16 protein-coding genes are annotated in these 16,105 nt (G+C 32.9%); 10 read left to right on the forward strand and 6 right to left on the reverse strand.

Annotation, left to right across the window (positions count from 1 at the left end):
- Nucleotides 1–44: 44 nt before the first annotated feature.
- Nucleotides 45–1,589 carry a glycine--tRNA ligase gene (locus ACQ0RB_RS12100; RefSeq protein WP_129759560.1) on the reverse strand — a complete coding sequence of 515 codons (1,545 nt, stop codon included), beginning with the start codon at nucleotides 1,587–1,589 and terminating at the stop codon, nucleotides 45–47.
- A gap of 63 nt (nucleotides 1,590–1,652) precedes the next feature.
- Nucleotides 1,653–2,537 (reverse strand): hypothetical protein, encoded by an 885-nt coding sequence (locus tag ACQ0RB_RS12105; protein ID WP_430498731.1) that lies wholly within the window; start codon nucleotides 2,535–2,537, stop codon nucleotides 1,653–1,655.
- Nucleotides 2,538–2,714: 177 nt separating this feature from the next.
- Here ACQ0RB_RS12105 and ACQ0RB_RS12110 point away from each other — a divergent pair, with 177 nt between their 5' ends.
- Both ACQ0RB_RS12110 and ACQ0RB_RS12115 read left to right on the forward strand, forming a co-directional pair.
- Nucleotides 2,715–3,284, forward strand: a complete 570-nt coding sequence (locus tag ACQ0RB_RS12110; protein WP_430498733.1) for a ComF family protein — start codon at nucleotides 2,715–2,717, stop codon at nucleotides 3,282–3,284.
- A gap of 113 nt (nucleotides 3,285–3,397) precedes the next feature.
- Nucleotides 3,398–5,005, forward strand: a complete 1,608-nt coding sequence (locus ACQ0RB_RS12115) for an Ig-like domain-containing protein (protein ID WP_430498734.1) — start codon at nucleotides 3,398–3,400, stop codon at nucleotides 5,003–5,005.
- Here ACQ0RB_RS12115 and ACQ0RB_RS12120 read toward each other — a convergent pair.
- The 3 genes from ACQ0RB_RS12120 to ACQ0RB_RS12130 all read right to left on the reverse strand — a co-directional run bounded on the left by ACQ0RB_RS12120 (nucleotide 4,992) and on the right by ACQ0RB_RS12130 (nucleotide 7,483).
- On the reverse strand, nucleotides 4,992–5,771 hold the full coding sequence (locus ACQ0RB_RS12120; protein ID WP_430498736.1) for an amidohydrolase: 780 nt from the start codon (nucleotides 5,769–5,771) through the stop codon (nucleotides 4,992–4,994). The two genes, ACQ0RB_RS12115 and ACQ0RB_RS12120, sit on opposite strands and share 14 nt — an antisense overlap.
- An 11-nt stretch (nucleotides 5,772–5,782) precedes the next feature.
- Nucleotides 5,783–6,253, reverse strand: a complete 471-nt coding sequence (locus ACQ0RB_RS12125) for a hypothetical protein (RefSeq protein WP_430498738.1) — start codon at nucleotides 6,251–6,253, stop codon at nucleotides 5,783–5,785.
- An 87-nt stretch (nucleotides 6,254–6,340) separates the two neighbouring features.
- Nucleotides 6,341–7,483, reverse strand: a complete 1,143-nt coding sequence (locus ACQ0RB_RS12130) for a methionine aminotransferase (RefSeq protein WP_430498814.1) — start codon at nucleotides 7,481–7,483, stop codon at nucleotides 6,341–6,343.
- An 83-nt stretch (nucleotides 7,484–7,566) separates the two neighbouring features.
- Here ACQ0RB_RS12130 and ACQ0RB_RS12135 point away from each other — a divergent pair, with 83 nt between their 5' ends.
- Nucleotides 7,567–9,657 carry a S46 family peptidase gene (locus tag ACQ0RB_RS12135; RefSeq protein ID WP_430498740.1) on the forward strand — a complete coding sequence of 697 codons (2,091 nt, stop codon included), beginning with the start codon at nucleotides 7,567–7,569 and terminating at the stop codon, nucleotides 9,655–9,657.
- An 88-nt stretch (nucleotides 9,658–9,745) separates the two neighbouring features.
- Here the strand turns inward: ACQ0RB_RS12135 and ahcY are convergent, their stop codons facing one another.
- On the reverse strand, nucleotides 9,746–11,062 hold the full coding sequence (ahcY, locus tag ACQ0RB_RS12140; RefSeq protein ID WP_129759553.1) for an adenosylhomocysteinase: 1,317 nt from the start codon (nucleotides 11,060–11,062) through the stop codon (nucleotides 9,746–9,748).
- 68 nt (nucleotides 11,063–11,130) lie between these two features.
- Between ahcY and ACQ0RB_RS12145 the strand changes: the two genes are divergently transcribed.
- From ACQ0RB_RS12145 to arfB, 7 genes are read left to right on the forward strand one after another with little or no spacing between them, the layout of a single operon-like run.
- Entirely contained in the window at nucleotides 11,131–11,760 is a 630-nt protein-coding gene (locus ACQ0RB_RS12145) for a 4'-phosphopantetheinyl transferase family protein (protein WP_129759552.1), read from the forward strand.
- Entirely contained in the window at nucleotides 11,761–12,486 is a 726-nt protein-coding gene (locus tag ACQ0RB_RS12150; protein WP_129759551.1) for a geranylgeranylglyceryl/heptaprenylglyceryl phosphate synthase, read from the forward strand.
- A gap of 2 nt (nucleotides 12,487–12,488) precedes the next feature.
- A complete protein-coding gene (locus tag ACQ0RB_RS12155; protein WP_129759550.1) occupies nucleotides 12,489–12,749 on the forward strand; it encodes a thiamine-binding protein in 261 nt (86 codons plus the stop codon).
- Nucleotides 12,733–13,365, forward strand: coding sequence for a nicotinamide riboside transporter PnuC (gene pnuC / locus ACQ0RB_RS12160; RefSeq protein WP_129759549.1), 633 nt, complete (start codon nucleotides 12,733–12,735; stop codon nucleotides 13,363–13,365). The genes ACQ0RB_RS12155 and pnuC overlap by 17 nt, the downstream gene beginning before the upstream one ends.
- Complete coding sequence (locus tag ACQ0RB_RS12165) at nucleotides 13,326–13,895, forward strand: AAA family ATPase (protein WP_129759548.1); 570 nt, start codon at nucleotides 13,326–13,328, stop codon at nucleotides 13,893–13,895. Before pnuC ends, ACQ0RB_RS12165 begins: the two co-directional genes overlap by 40 nt.
- The gene (locus tag ACQ0RB_RS12170) at nucleotides 13,892–15,457 is read left to right on the forward strand and encodes a DUF4301 family protein (protein ID WP_129759547.1); all 1,566 of its coding nucleotides are present in this window, start codon (nucleotides 13,892–13,894) and stop codon (nucleotides 15,455–15,457) included. Before ACQ0RB_RS12165 ends, ACQ0RB_RS12170 begins: the two co-directional genes overlap by 4 nt.
- Nucleotides 15,450–15,854, forward strand: a complete 405-nt coding sequence (gene arfB, locus ACQ0RB_RS12175) for an alternative ribosome rescue aminoacyl-tRNA hydrolase ArfB (RefSeq protein WP_129759546.1) — start codon at nucleotides 15,450–15,452, stop codon at nucleotides 15,852–15,854. The genes ACQ0RB_RS12170 and arfB overlap by 8 nt, the downstream gene beginning before the upstream one ends.
- The last annotated feature ends 251 nt before the right edge of the window (nucleotides 15,855–16,105 follow it).

The raw sequence follows: 16,105 nt of genomic DNA on the forward strand, positions 1-16,105 counted from the left end.
GCTCAAACTAAATTTGTTTGAGCATTTAATATTGTAAAAAAAAATTACATTTTCATTAACCACTCACGAACATCAACTTCTTTTTTGATAATGTCTCTTAACTCAGAAACCTTAACGCGCTTTTGCTCCATAGTGTCTCTATGACGAATTGTAACTGTATTGTCTTCTAAACTTTCTCCATCTACAGTAATACAAAATGGCGTACCAGCAGCATCTTGTCTTCTGTAACGTTTACCTACAGCATCCTTTTCATCATAAAATACGTTGAAGTCCCATTTTAGGTCATCAACAATAGCCTTAGCCATATTTGTTAAAGCTTCATCTTTTCTTACTAATGGTAGTATAGCAGCTTTTGTAGGTGCTAAAACAGCAGGAAGTTTCAACACATCGCGTTTTGAACCATCTTCTAATTCTTCTTCTACTAAAGCGTTTGAAAACACTGCTAAGAACATTCTGTCAAGTCCAATAGACGTTTCTAGAACATAAGGCACGTAGCTTTTACCTTCTTCGTGGTCAAAATACTGTAGCTTTTTACCAGAGTATTCTTCGTGTTGTTTTAAATCAAAATCTGTACGCGAGTGGATGCCTTCTAGTTCTTTAAATCCGAATGGGAATTTAAATTCAATATCAGTAGCAGCATCAGCGTAGTGTGCTAATTTTTCATGATCATGGAAACGATAGTTGTCTTCGCCTAAACCTAAAGATTTATGCCATTTTAAGCGTGTGTCTTTCCAATAGTCGAACCATTCTTTTTGAGTTCCTGGTTTTATGAAAAATTGCATTTCCATTTGTTCAAACTCACGCATTCTAAAAATAAATTGTCTTGCAACAATTTCGTTTCTAAATGCTTTTCCTGTTTGGGCAATTCCAAAAGGAATTTTCATACGTCCTGTTTTTTGAACGTTTAGAAAGTTTACAAAAATACCTTGAGCTGTTTCAGGACGCAAGTACAAATCCATTGCACTTTCAGCAGAAGCACCTAGTTTGGTACCAAACATAAGGTTAAATTGCTTTACATCTGTCCAGTTACGACTTCCTGTAAGTGGGTCGGCAATTTCCAATTCTTCTATCAACGCTTTTACATCAGCTAAATCTTCATTTTCTAAAGATTTTGCAAGACGCGATAAGATAGTATCAATTTTTTCTTGATACCCTAAAACACGTTGATTTGTGGTAATAAATTCTTGTTTATTAAATGCGTCACCAAAACGTTTTTCTGCTTTAGCAACTTCTTTATCTATTTTAGCTTCAATTTTGGCACAGTAGTCTTCAACAAGCACATCAGCTCTGTAGCGCTTTTTAGAGTCTTTGTTGTCAATTAATGGGTCGTTAAAAGCATCGACGTGTCCTGAGGCTTTCCAAGTAGTTGGATGCATAAATATTGCAGCATCAATACCTACAATATTATCGTGCATTTGTACCATGGCTTTCCACCAATAGTCACGTATGTTTTTTTTGAGTTCGGCTCCATTTTGTGCATAATCATATACAGCACTTAAACCGTCGTATATTTCACTACTTTGGAATACGTATCCATACTCCTTTGCGTGTGATATAACCTTTTTAAATTGATCGTCGTTGTTTGCCATGATGCAAAAATAAAAAACCGCACCAACTAACGGAACGGTTTTTCAAAAAATAAAATTAGTTAGTTAATTAAGCTCTATTTTGGTGGAACCTAAATGATGATTTTTGTGAAACACATTAATGTGATAGGTGCCTTTTGTTAAAGGTTGATCGTCATTATCAGTGTCTATTGACAGTGTGACATCCATATCATTATTTTGGTAATTAACCACTTCTTTAAGACTGTAGATTAATAGCGAATTTCCAAAATCAATTGAGCCTTTATCAGCTACTACATTGTTTTTTGGGTTTACTATTTGAACATATAATTCTTTATCACCATTTTCAGCTAATGCATTTTCAACCAAAGTAAAACTTACGTCTATTTGGTTGGTGCTACTGGCTTTTCGAGTAATTATGGCTTTTCCTAAAAAGTTTTTAACCGCTTTAGCTTTAAAAGAATTTGCAGTTAAAACAGCTCCTTCTTCTAGCTTTTTGTTTAATATAAAATTTTCTTCAGAAAGCTTTTTATTGGTAAGTCGCTCTTTTTGTAACTCGTTGTAAGCTAATAGTTTTTCCTTTTGAAGGTTGTGGTTGATAGCCTTTAGAGAGTCTATAGTAAAGAACAATAAATTGTTTTTTTCTTTAAGATTAATAACTTGGTTCTTAAACTTCGAAATCACTGATAAGTCTACTTGCATAAGCTTTAGAGAATCTAAAGCTACTAGTGTTTCTCTTTTGGCGTCTTCAAGTTGAGAAGATAAAAGATTATTAGAGGTAAGCGAGTTGTCATATCTCAAAATCATTTGAGATAATTCATTTTCCATTAAGTGTTTTTCTTGTTCTAAAAATTGTTGATGAGTTCTAATGGATTGGTAACTTGTAAAACTAAAAACACATAAAACCGCAATAGTTGCTACTAATGAACCTATAATTAATCTGTAGTTAAAAAATTGAGGGTTAACTATCATTATTAATTTGTTATTTCATCGCGAAAGTATAACTTTATGTTAAGGTTGATTATTTTTATCGATGAAATGATAAAAAACTTGTTAAACTTGTTTTTTCCAAAGGTTTGTCTATCATGCGCAAGCTATTTGGGTGATAATGAGGCATATATTTGTATTAAGTGTAGGCATGATCTTCCATTGACAAATTTTCATTTTAATGAGGACGATACCGTTAAAAAAGTACTTTATGGAAGAGTAAAACTTGAAAATGCAACTGCCTTTTTACACTTTTCTAAAAAAGGGATTGTACAGCAACTTATTCATAAATTAAAATATAAAGGTTACGAAGAGGTAGGAACATTTTTAGGCAAGTGGTTAGGGGCTGAATTAAAAACAATTGAAGCTTATAACACAATAGATGTAGTGGTACCAGTGCCTTTACATAAACACAAACTTAGAAAGCGAGGATATAATCAAGTCTCAAAGTTTGCAGATGAAATTGCCAAAGCCTTAAATGTAAATGTAAACACGACAACATTACAAAAGATTGCAAATACTAAAACGCAAGTATTTAAGGACAGATTAAAACGAACCGATGATAGTAAAACTATTTTTGCTATATCTGAAAACCAATCATTAAAACACAAGCATATTTTATTGGTTGACGATATTATTACAACAGGAGCAACAATAGAAGCTTGCGCTAATGCCATGTTGCAAATAGAAGGTGTTAAAATAAGTGTGGCAACTATGGCAATTACACATTAACGTAATGCTTAACGGTAGTTGGTTTTCGTTTTTTAATACAATAAAACTTAATAAGTTTGAGTTTTGAGTATAGTTTTTAAAATTGTTTCTTTGTGCAAAATTATTCTTATTTAATGCGCTCATATATCACACGGATTTTAGGCATTGTTTTCTTAGCATTAGTTATTGCTAGTTGTGCTAATAGAGGAACTCCATCAGGTGGAGAAAAAGATACTGAACCACCAGTAATACTAAAGTCTGTCCCTGAAAACTTTACCACAAATTTTCAAGGTAACGAAATTCGAATTTACTTTGATGAATACATTAAGGTTAAAGATGTTCAGCGTCAGCTTATCATTTCACCACCAATGGACACACAACCAGATATTATTCCGTTAAGTTCAGCAAGTAAGTATATAAAAATAACCATAAAAGATACGCTTCAACCTAATACAACTTATGCGTTTAATTTTGGTGAAAGTATTGTAGATAACAACGAAGAAAACCCTTACCCTTATTACAGATATGTATTCTCCACAGGTGATTATATCGATTCGCTTTCAGTTAAAGGTGTGGTTATGGACTCTAAACTTAAAAAACCAGATACCTTTGTTTCGGTAATGCTGTATGAAGTCGATTCTACTTTTACTGATTCTATCATTTATAAAGAAAAACCTAAATACATTACTAATACACTAGATAGTGTTACAACATTTAGTATTGATAATTTAAAAGCTGGTAAATACTTGATGGTTGCTGTAAAAGATGAAAACAGTAATTACACATTTGAGCCTAAAAGTGATAAAATAGGATTTCATAAAGACTTTATTGAAGTCCCTAGCGATTCCATTTATACTTTAAAACTATTTGAAGAAGAACTCGATTTTAAAGCTATAAAGCCAAAACAAATTGCAAAACAACGAATTGCTTTTGGCTATGAAGGAGATTATAACGGAATGCAGATTGAAATACTCAACGACAGTATACCTAATAACTTTAAAACTAAAATAACTAAAGACAGTAAAACTGATACTTTGTATTACTGGTACAAACCTAAATTAGAATTAGATTCTACATTGTTTGTGGTTAAAAATAAAATGTATGTTGATACACTAAAGCATAGGTTTAGAGATTTAGATAAAGATTCATTAACTGTTAGAGCGTTGGTTTCAGGAACTATAGATTTTGGTAAAGATTTTTCATTACAAGGAAGTACGCCTTTTGTGTCTTTAAACGAAAAGCAGGTGACTATCTTAGATCAAGATTCGGTAAATGTAGATTTCACTACAGAGTTTAACGAAATGGAAAACACCTATGCTTTTAAGTTTGAAAAGTCTCAAAACAATACCTATAAGATACAGATGTTACCAGAAACATTTACCGATTTTTTTGGTGAAGTTAATGATACGCTAAACTTTAATTTAAAAACTAAAGCTTATTCTGATTATTCTAATGTGAGAGTGACTTTAAGAAACGCTAAATATCCTGCTGTTGTTCAACTTACTGATGATAAAGGCGAAGTTAAATATGAACAATTTGCTACAGAGTTAAAGCCAATAGATTTTAGGTATATTCTTCCAGGAACTTATTTTTTAAGAGTTGTGCATGATGCTAATGGTAACCAAAAATGGGATACAGGAAGTTACCTTAAAAAAATACAACCCGAACGCGTTAGCCACTTCCCTGATGCTATAGACGCAAGAGCTAATTGGGACCCTATTATTGAATTTATTCTAGAGTAAAACGGTCTTTATCGTTTAAAAATCTGAGTTTATTACGATAAAATGTAATATGGCTACGCTCTAGCGTAACTATTTCAGTAAGGTCTTTATTGGGTTTTATAGGTAGCATCACATTGCCCAAAACATCGTAAGCAGCTGAGTGCCCACAATATTCGTTTTCCTTTTCGTCAACACCAATTCGGTTTACACCAATGCAATATGTCATGTTTTCTATTGCTCTTGCTTTTAGCAATGCGTCCCAAGCTTGTATGCGAGGTTTAGGCCAATTGGCAACATATAGCAATAAGTCGTAGTCTTCAACATTTCGGCTCCAAACAGGAAATCTTAAGTCGTAGCATATAAGAGGGCAAATTTTCCAACCTCTAAAATCTATAACTAATTTATCACTACCAGCCGAAAATACCTTGTCTTCACCTGCTAATGAAAAGGTGTGGCGTTTATCATATTTATGGATAGTTCCATCTGGCTCAACAAAACACAATCTATTATAAAACGCATTATTTTCTTCAATAATTAAGCTGCCAACTAAAGCTGCATTTTTGTTATTAGCCATTTTTTGCATCCACTCTACAGTTTTACCTGCCATGATTTCAGCATTGTCCTTGGCATTCATGGTGAAACCTGTGGTAAACATTTCAGGAAGAAGTATAACGTCAACAGGCTTGGTGATGTCTTCTATTTTTTGTTTAAAATGTTTGCGGTTTTGTTTTGGGTCTTCCCAAATTAAATCCGATTGTAAATAAGCGATTTTTAGTTGGTCTTGCATTGAGTTTAGGCTCACTTGAGCTTCTTTTTAGACTTATCGTAGTTTTCTTTTAGTTTTTCTATTTTTTCAAGCCATTTTGCCTCGTCATTAGGAGATAGTTTTCCTTTCTTTTTTAGCTTTTCGTACTTGCTTTGAGCGTCTTCTAATTTTTTAGATGCTTTATCAAATTTTAATTGCGCCTTTTCTTTTCGTTTTAGCTCTTTTTCGGCCTTTTTTTGCGCTTTTTCAGCCTTTTTTGCTTGCTTTTCAAGTTTTTTAGCCTCTTTTTCTTGTTTTTGTATTTTGGCGTATTCTTCTTTTGCTTTGGCTATTTTTACTTTAAATGCTTCAATTTCTTCTTTAGTAAACGTATCAGTAACATCTTTTCCTTCAAGGAAAATTTTTCCTTTTTTTATTTCGTAAGTTTTTCCCTCATGTTTAACCTCTTGTGCGTTTAAGTACAGTCCTAAGCTTAAAAATAATATTGTAATCCAGAATTTCATGTATTTATGTATTTGGTTTCTATATAAAGTAAGACACAGAATTATTGTAAAAGTAACTCTTTTGTAGCAAATTAATTCAACTATTTTTTAAATGCTGTTTAATAATTCTGCAGCTTTTTTTAGAGTGTCATTTGTTTTAGCAAAGCAAAAGCGTAGTACATGCTCATCTAGATTATTATCGTTAAAAACAGATAATGGAATTGAGGCTATACCATGCTCAATAGTTAGGCGTTTTGCAAAATCTACATCATGCTCTAGTGTAATGTCAGAGTAATCCAATACTTGAAAGTATGTGCCTTTTGAAGGTGTAAACTTAAAACGAGAATCTTTTATCAATTCTAGAAATAAGTTGCGTTTTTCCTGATAGAACTCAGGTAAATTCAAATAATGATCTGGCTCTTCCATATAATCCGATAGTCCTTTTTGTGAAGGATGATGCACAGAAAACACGTTAAATTGATGCACACTTCTAAAAACGTCCATTAGTGTTTTTGGCGCACAACAGTAACCAATTTTCCAACCAGTGTTATGAAATGTTTTCCCAAAAGAAGCTGTTATAAAACTTCGCTCTTTTAAGTTTTTAAACCTACAAACACTTTGGTGTTGCTCACCATCAAAAATAATATGCTCATACACTTCGTCACTTAAAACAACAATATCTGTTTCGTTGGTTAATTCTTGTAGCTTGAGCATATCAGCTTTACTCAGTACTGTTCCACTTGGGTTGTGAGGAGTGTTGACAATAATCATTTTGGTATTACTGTTTATGCTTTTCGTAACAGTATTCCAATCAATAGTGTAATTAGGTGCTTTTAGTTGTATAGCAATGCTTTTTCCACCATTAAGTTCAATTGCAGGTTGATAGCAATCATAAGCAGGTTTAAAAATAATGACTTCGTCATTTGGTCTTATAAATGCTGATATTATGGTGAAAATAGCTTGGGTAGCTCCAGCTGTAACGGTAATTTCATTTTCAGGATTGTAACTAGAATTATAGAGTAACTCATATTTTTTACTGATAGCATGACGTAAACCCAAATGTCCTTGCATAGGTGCATATTGGTTGTACCCAGAATTCATTGCGTTTGAAACTGCATCGATGAGTTTCTGGTCGCTTTTAAAATCAGGAAACCCTTGTGCTAAGTTCATAGCATTATGGGTATTTGCCAATGCACTCATTACAGAAAAAATGGAGTTGCCTACGTTGGATAGTTTTGATTGGTGGTATATCATAATATCTCGTTAAATTGATAAGTTTTAAAGATATAAAAATGTACTTTTTTTATTTTTACGCAAACTATAAAATATTAAATATGCGCATAATAAAATTTCTTTGCTTTTTCGTTGTTTTTCAAATGTCTGCCCAACAAGGAGGTATGTGGATTCCATCTCTTTTAGAAGGTATGAATGAAGATGAAATGCAAAGCCTTGGAAGTAAACTAACAGCAAATGATATTTATGATGTTAATAATTCTAGCCTTAAAGATGCTATTGGACATTTTAATGGAGGTTGTACAAGTGAGGTGATTTCCGAACGTGGTTTGGTACTTACTAACCACCATTGTGGCTTCAGTCAAATCCAATCACATTCTTCTTTAGAAAACGATTATTTAAAAGATGGATTTTGGGCAATGTCTTTGGAAGAAGAACTGCCTAACGAAGGACTTTATATTGAGTTCATTGTAAGTATTCATGATGTTTCTGAGACCGTTTTAAAAGGGATTAATAACTCTATTACCGAAAAAGAAAAACAGTCTTTAATTGATCAAAATAAAAATGCAGTAATGGACTCTTGGCCAAAAGAAGAATGGCAAGATGTAAAAACAAAATCTTTTTACAAAGGCAATCAATATTTCTTATTTGTAACCGAACGATTTGAAGATATTAGATTGGTAGGAGCACCTCCAAGTAGTATAGGTAAGTTTGGAAGTGATACTGATAACTGGGTATTTCCAAGACATACAGGTGATTTTTCGTTATTCAGAATTTATGCTGATAAAAATAACAGACCAGCAAAATATAGTAAGGATAACGTTCCTTATAGACCAAAACATTTTTTACCTGTTTCGTTAGATGGTATTGAAGAAGGAGATTTTACAATGGTTTTTGGTTTTCCAGGTAGAACAAACGAATACCTTCCAGCTGTGGCCATTGAGCATATTACTGAAGAGTACAACCCTACAAATATTGCAATTAGGGAAGCCGCTTTAAAAGTGATTGATGCTAAGATGAAAGCGAGTGATGAAGTACGTATTAAATATGCCTCTAAGCAAGCTAGAATTGCAAATGCATGGAAAAAATGGATAGGTGAGAATTTAGGCATTGAGAAGAGTGATGCTGTTGCTAAACGACGTGAGTTTGAAGCTACATTTACAAAAGCTTTAAAAGAGAATAATTTAGAAGAAAAATATGCGCACATTCTTCCTGAGTTTGATAGACTTTATAAAGACTTTGCTCCAATTAATATCAAAAGAAGGAATTTTACCGAAGTTTTTTTAGTAACCAATGAGTTAATGCAAATGACGTATAGGTTATACAAATTTGAACAAGCACTTGTTGACAATACTGAAGATTTTGAAAAGCAAAAACCTGATTTAATCCAACGCCTTAAGAAAATTCATAAAAATTATGATGTTGATGTTGATAAAGGTGTTTACTTAAATGTAATGCCATTATATGGAGAATCTGTTGATGCTTCAATTTATGATAAAACGGCTTTAACAAACTTAGACTCTGCTTTAAAGCTTTTAGAAGGCGATGTTAAAAAAGTTCTAAAAAATATAAATAAGGATGCTGCTTATGCTTACGCAAAACCTATAATAGAGGAGTATTTTAATACAATAGACCCTGAGTATAAAGAAAAAAACGAGCTAATAACTGCATTGCAAACCGATTACATGACAGCATTAATGAAAGCATTACCTAACGAACGTTATTTCCCTGATGCAAATAGTACTTTACGTGTTACTTATGGGCAAGTTCGAGGCTATTCACCAAGTGATGCTGTGTATTACAGTCCAGTAACTTATTTAGAAGGAATTATGGAAAAGTATATTCCTGGTGATTATGAGTTTGATGTACCGCAAAAGTTAATAGACTTATACAATACTAAAGATTTTGGTCCATATGCTGATAACAATGGAAAAGTGCCAGTGTGTTTTATAGGTACTAATCACACAACTGGTGGAAATTCTGGTAGTCCAGCTATAGATGCTTACGGAAATTTAATAGGACTCAATTTTGACCGTGTTTGGGAAGGTACTATGAGTGACATGAATTATGATCCTGAAATTTGTAGAAATATTATGGTAGATATTAGATATGTACTTTTTATAATAGATAAATATGCAGGAGCAAAACACCTAATTGAAGAAATGAAATTAGTTAGTAAAACACCTCAATAGATAGAATAAAAATAAAACCCTTACTAAATTTAGTAAGGGTTTTTTATTATCTAAAAGCAAAGCAATCTATAGTTTAGACGCTATTTTTTTAGTATCTATAATACTCAGGTTTATAAGGACCTTCTACTTTAACACCAATGTACTCTGCTTGGTCTTGCTTAAGTTCTGTTAGCTCAACACCAATTTTTTCAAGGTGTAATTTCGCTACTTTTTCATCAAGATGCTTTGGTAACATATACACTTTGTTTTCGTAAGCGTCTTTGTTATTCCAAAGTTCTATTTGAGCCAATGTTTGGTTTGTAAACGAGTTACTCATTACAAAACTTGGGTGTCCTGTTGCACAACCTAAATTCACCAAACGACCTTGAGCTAAAATGATAACATCTTTACCGTTTACGTTGTATTTGTCAACTTGTGGCTTAATTTCATCTTTAGTGTTACCGTAGTTTTTGTTTAACCAAGCCATGTCAATTTCATTGTCAAAATGTCCAATGTTACAAACTATGGTTTTGTCTTTCATAGCTTCAAAGTGCTCACCACGAACAATATCTTTATTTCCTGTAGTTGTAATCACAACATCTGCATTACCAATAACAGTTTCCAGTTTCTTCACTTCAAAACCGTCCATAGCAGCTTGTAGTGCACAAATAGGATCAATTTCAGTAACAGTTACAATACTTCCTGCGCCTTTAAAAGAAGCAGCGGTACCTTTACCAACATCACCATAACCACAAACAACCACACGTTTTCCAGCTAGCATAACGTCAGTTGCACGACGAATAGCATCTACAGCACTCTCACGGCAACCGTATTTGTTATCAAATTTAGATTTAGTAACAGAATCGTTTACGTTAATAGCAGGCATTGGTAATGTACCTTTTTCCATACGCTCGTATAAACGGTGAACACCTGTTGTAGTTTCTTCACTTAATCCGTTAATTCCAGGAACTAACTCTGGGTATTTGTCTAATACCATATTTGTTAAATCACCACCATCATCAAGAATCATGTTAAGTGGCTTTCTGTCTTCACCAAAGAAAAGTGTTTGTTCAATACACCAATCAAATTCTTCTTCGGTCATATTTTTCCATGCATAAACTGCAGTGCCAGTTTCAGCTATAGCAGCAGCAGCTTGATCTTGCGTAGAAAAGATGTTGCAAGAACTCCAAGTTACTTCAGCGCCAAGAGCTTGTAATGTTTCAATCAAAACAGCAGTTTGAATAGTCATGTGTAAACATCCTGCAATACGAGCACCTTTTAAAGGTTGTTCATCTTTATATTCTTCACGAAGGCTCATTAAACCTGGCATTTCTGCTTCGGCTAATTCAATCTCTTTTCGTCCCCAAGCCGCAAGCGACATATCTTTTACCTTATTAGGTACGTAAGCAACAGTTTTTGTGTTCATATTAGTATATTTGTCTTTGTAAAATTAATTGAGACTGCAAAGATAACTAATAACTTTCAGAATAATAAATGCCTCTATATAAAACCCTTACTCCTAATTCTTATACTACTGTTAAAATTTGGAAGATTACAGAATCTTATAACCAGTTAAAGCAAGGTATGTTTTTAAGACCAGAGTGCGAAACTCGTGTTTTAGGTATGAAAAGCGAGTTGCATCAACGTGGTTTTTTAAGTGTGAGACATTTGCTAGCAGAGTTTGGATACACTGATGCCGATTTGTTTTATGACGAAAATGGAAAGCCACACCTAAAAGATGGAAAACATATTTCCATAACACATTCGTTTATATTTTCGGCAGTTGTAGTAAGCGATAAAGAAGTAGGTATTGATATTGAAAAGCAACGAGAAAAAATAAGCATTATTGCTCAAAAGTTTGTTGAGTATGAGTTTGAATATCTTGATAAAACTGCAACGGATTATATTAATAAGCTTACTGTAATTTGGTGTATTAAAGAGTCCTTGTATAAGTTGTTTGCAACACCAGGTTTAAGCTTTTTTCAGCATACATTGGTAATTCCATTTATGATGAAAGATGAAGAAACAATAGCTTGGATTGATTATGATAATAAGAAATACCGTTACCAAACCACATTTTTAGAATTTGAAGGATTTACCTGTGCGTTAGCTTTACCATCATAAATGAAACAGATTTACAAAAACATAGTGCAGTCTGTTTCTAGTGGCAAAAAGTTATTGGCAGTTCTTATTGATCCTGATAAGTTTCATGTGCAAAATACAAAACTCTTTATTGATAAAGTAAATGCCTCTATAGCAACTCATATTTTTGTTGGAGGAAGTGAAGTAGAAGAACAGCTTACAGATATTTTGGTTAATGAAATAAAAAAACACACGCAATTGCCAATTGTTTTGTTTCCTGGAGATGTTACTCAAATTACAAATAAAGCTGATGGCTTACTATTTTTATCATTGATTTCTGGGAGAAACCCAGAATATTTAATAGGCAAACATATAAAAGCAGTTTCAAAACTAAAAGGCACGCAGCTTGATATTATTCCAACAGGGTATTTGCTTATAGAAAACGGAAAAGAAACAGCTGTACAGCGTGTAACAGAAACACAACCTTTACAAAAAAGCAACAGCAATCATATAGTAAACACAGCAAAAGCTGGAGAGTTGCTAGGTATGAAACTTATTTATCTTGAAGCAGGAAGTGGAGCATGTGAACCAATTTCAGAAAGTATTATTTCTAAAGTGAAAAGAGAATTGAATATTCCGTTGATTGTAGGAGGAGGAATTAGAAGTAAAACACAAATGAATGCTGCATATCAAGCAGGAGCAGATGTTGTGGTTATAGGAACCGCTTTTGAAGAAGACGAATCATTTTTTGACAGTTTAAAAAAATAAATATGAAAATATCAGTAGAACTAACATTAACACCATTACAAGACGATTTTGAACCATCAATCATCCATTTTATTAAAAAGTTGAGAGCTTCAAATCTTAAAGTACTAGAAAACCCATTAAGCACTCAGGTTTATGGTGAGTATGATGAGGTTATGCAGGTGCTTACAACCGAAATAAAAGAAGCTTTTGAACTTGTAGAAAGAGGCTTACTGTATATGAAAATTGTAAAATCAGACAGACACGATTATGAGCCACATTTTTGATTGGTTGTTTTCACAGTATCAAGGTATAGATACACATTTAATAGTTCTTGAGTTTATAGGAGTCTTCTTTGGCTTTTTAAGCGTTTGGTATTCCAAGCAAGAAAACATTTTGGTGTATCCAACGGGAATTATTAGCACAGCAATTTTTGTTTATATTCTTTGGGTTTATGGTCTTTTAGGAGATATGTTTATAAATGCCTATTACTTTTCTATGAGTATTTATGGCTGGTATTTCTGGACTAGAAAAGATGATAATAACCAAGAAGTGCCAGTAACAAAAACTACAAAAAAAGAACACTTGTGGAGTGCAGTTATTTTTGTAATTACAATTCTTTTTGTGATTCTAATTTATAAAGTAAATGATAAGTTTGATTCATGGACAGCTTATGTAGATACCGTTACTACTGCCATATTTTTTGTTGGTATGTGGTTAATGGCAAAAAAGAAATTAGAAAATTGGACATATTGGATTATAGGAGATTTAATTTCGGTACCCTTGTATTTTTATAAAGGTCTAATTTTCACGTCTTTTCAATATTTTTTATTTACTATTATAGCTATTTATGGATATAAAGCATGGAAGAACAGCTTAAACAACAACCAGCAAATTGCATAAAAGTAGTTTTATTTGGACCGGAAAGTACAGGTAAAACAACACTTTCTAGGCAGTTGGCAAGACATTATAATTCTGTTTGGGTACCAGAGTATGCACGTGAATACCTTCAAAATAAATGGAACAATGAGCGTAAAACCTGCGAACCTAAAGACTTGCTGCCAATTGCTATTGGACAAATACGTTTAGAAAATGAGCTAGCCCAAAAAACAAATACTGTTTTGATTTGCGATACCGACTTGTTAGAAACCAAAGTTTATTCTGAAGCGTACTACTCAGGGACTTGCGATCCAATTTTAGAAAAATTTGCTTTAGAGAACACCTATAGTTTATACTTTTTAACGTATATTGATACACCTTGGGAGGCAGACGATTTACGTGATAAACCCAATGAGCGAGAACGTATGTTTAAAGCGTTTGAAAGTGCATTAATCAAGCATAAAAAACCTTATGTTTTGCTTAAAGGAAATAAAAGTAAACGTCTAGAAACTGCCATAAAACACATTGATCAATTATTAAAAAGCAATGCATGAGTTTTTCAGATTCAGATTTAAAACAAATTGAAAGTAAAGGTCTAACGCTTAGAAAAGTCCAGTCTCAAATAGAACTTTTTGTAACAGGATTACCTTTTTCTAACCTTGTCTCAGCTGCTACCATTGGTGATGGAATTATCAGGTATACTGATACTGAGGTTGAACATTATATAAACGTGTTTGAAGGCAAAAAAAATGACCTATGCGTTTTAAAGTTTGTTCCTGCTTCTGGTGCTGCAACTCGCATGTTTAAGTTTTTATTTCAGTTTACAAAAGAATATAATCCTGAAGCTGAAACCTTAAATGCCTATATAAACAGAACAAAAAACAGTAATCTGTCTATGTTTTTGGTTGGTTTAGAAAAGTTTCCGTTTTATTATGAGGTTATGGATATGCTCAATGAAAAATATCCTAATTATAAAGCGCTAAGTACAGGTCATCAAGCATTGTTGTTTGTAAAAACTATGTTAGATGAAGACAAGCTTAACTATGGTAATTTCCCTAAAGGTTTATTGCCTTTTCATGAATACAAAAACAAAATAATTTCAACGGCTTTTGAAGAGCATTTATTTGAGTCGGCTTTGTATTCTTCAACAAATGCAACAACTAAACTGCACTTTACAATTTCTGAAAAGTATAAAGACAAATTCAAGAATGAGTTCAATAGAATTCAGGAAAAAGTAGAGAAAAAAACAGGCGCAAAATTTGATATTTCGTTTTCCTATCAAAAAGAATCTACTGATACTATTGCAGTAACTCCAAAAAACAAACCCTTTCGTGAAGACGATGGTACATTGTTGTTTAGACCATCAGGTCATGGAGCACTTATTGAGAACTTAAACGACCTAAATGCTGACATTATCTTCATCAAAAACATTGATAATGTTGTGGTGTATAAGTACAAGACTGAAGTTGCTAAATACAAAAAGTTACTTGCAGGTGTTTTACTAAACCTTCAAGAAACCTCGTTTAAATATATGGAGCAATTGGATGATGAAGAAACAACTGAAGAGGAACTGATTAAAATTGCTGAATTCCTTCTTAATAAATTACAGGTAAAAATTTCTCCTGAGTTTGAAAAATATAAAGCTAAATACCAAATTGAATATTTAAGAGAAAAACTAAATAGACCAATACGTATTTGTGGAATGGTGAAAAATGAAGGCGAACCAGGTGGTGGACCATTTTGGGTAAAAGACGAAAGCGGAAATGTGTCGCTTCAAATTGTGGAGTCTGCTCAAATAAACATGAAAAATAAGCCGCAAAAAGCCATTTTAAAAAAATCTACGCACTTTAATCCTGTTGATATTGTATGCAGTGTTAAAAACTATAAAGGAGAAAAGTTTGATTTAACTGACTTTGTAGACCCAAAAACAGCATTCATTACCATGAAGACCAAAGTAGGAAAAGATTTAAAAGCACTTGAGCTACCTGGTTTATGGAATGGAAGCATGTCTAACTGGAATACGGTTTTTGTTGAAGTTCCTCTTATTACGTTCAATCCTGTAAAAACGGTAAACGATTTATTAAAAGCACCACACCAAATAAAAAGTGATGCTTAACGAAGACCTCTTACTTGCCGAATTATCTTTTAAAGCCATAAAGAGTTCTGGAGCTGGTGGACAACACGTTAATAAAACAGCTTCAAAAGTTGAATTGACTTTTAATGTTGAAGCATCTACAGTTTTAAATGAGGAGCAAAAGGAGCTCTTGCTCAAAAACCTACAAACAAGATTAAGCAACCAAAATGTACTTATCTTACAATGTGGTGAAAGCCGAAGTCAGCATAAAAATAAAGCACTTGTAATTGAACGTTTTCTAGAAATTATTAAACAAGGTTTGATAGTTCCTAAAAAAAGAAAAAAGACAGCTGTTCCTAAAGCAGTAAAACAAAAACGACTTCAAAACAAAAAACAACTGTCTGAAAAAAAAGCCAATAGAAAGCCTCCTGAAATTTAAAAGTTATAGGTGTCACTCTCAGTGATTTTTCGAGTAATAAAAAATTGTTTCGAGAAGTCTTTTAAAGTCTAAATTAGTTCATTAATTTTGCAGCGTTCTCAAAAAGGGGTGCTTTTTTCAGTACTCAGTAGAACAGTATTCAGTTACAGTTTAAGTGTTTTTTGTAATACAGACTGCTAATTGTAAGACTGTAAACTGCGCACTGATTTCGGCTGAGATCATACCCAATGAACCTAGAACAGGTAATGCTG

The sequence above is a fragment of the Gaetbulibacter sp. PBL-D1 genome, assembly GCF_050509525.1.
Taxonomy (GTDB): domain Bacteria; phylum Bacteroidota; class Bacteroidia; order Flavobacteriales; family Flavobacteriaceae; genus Gaetbulibacter_B; species Gaetbulibacter_B jejuensis.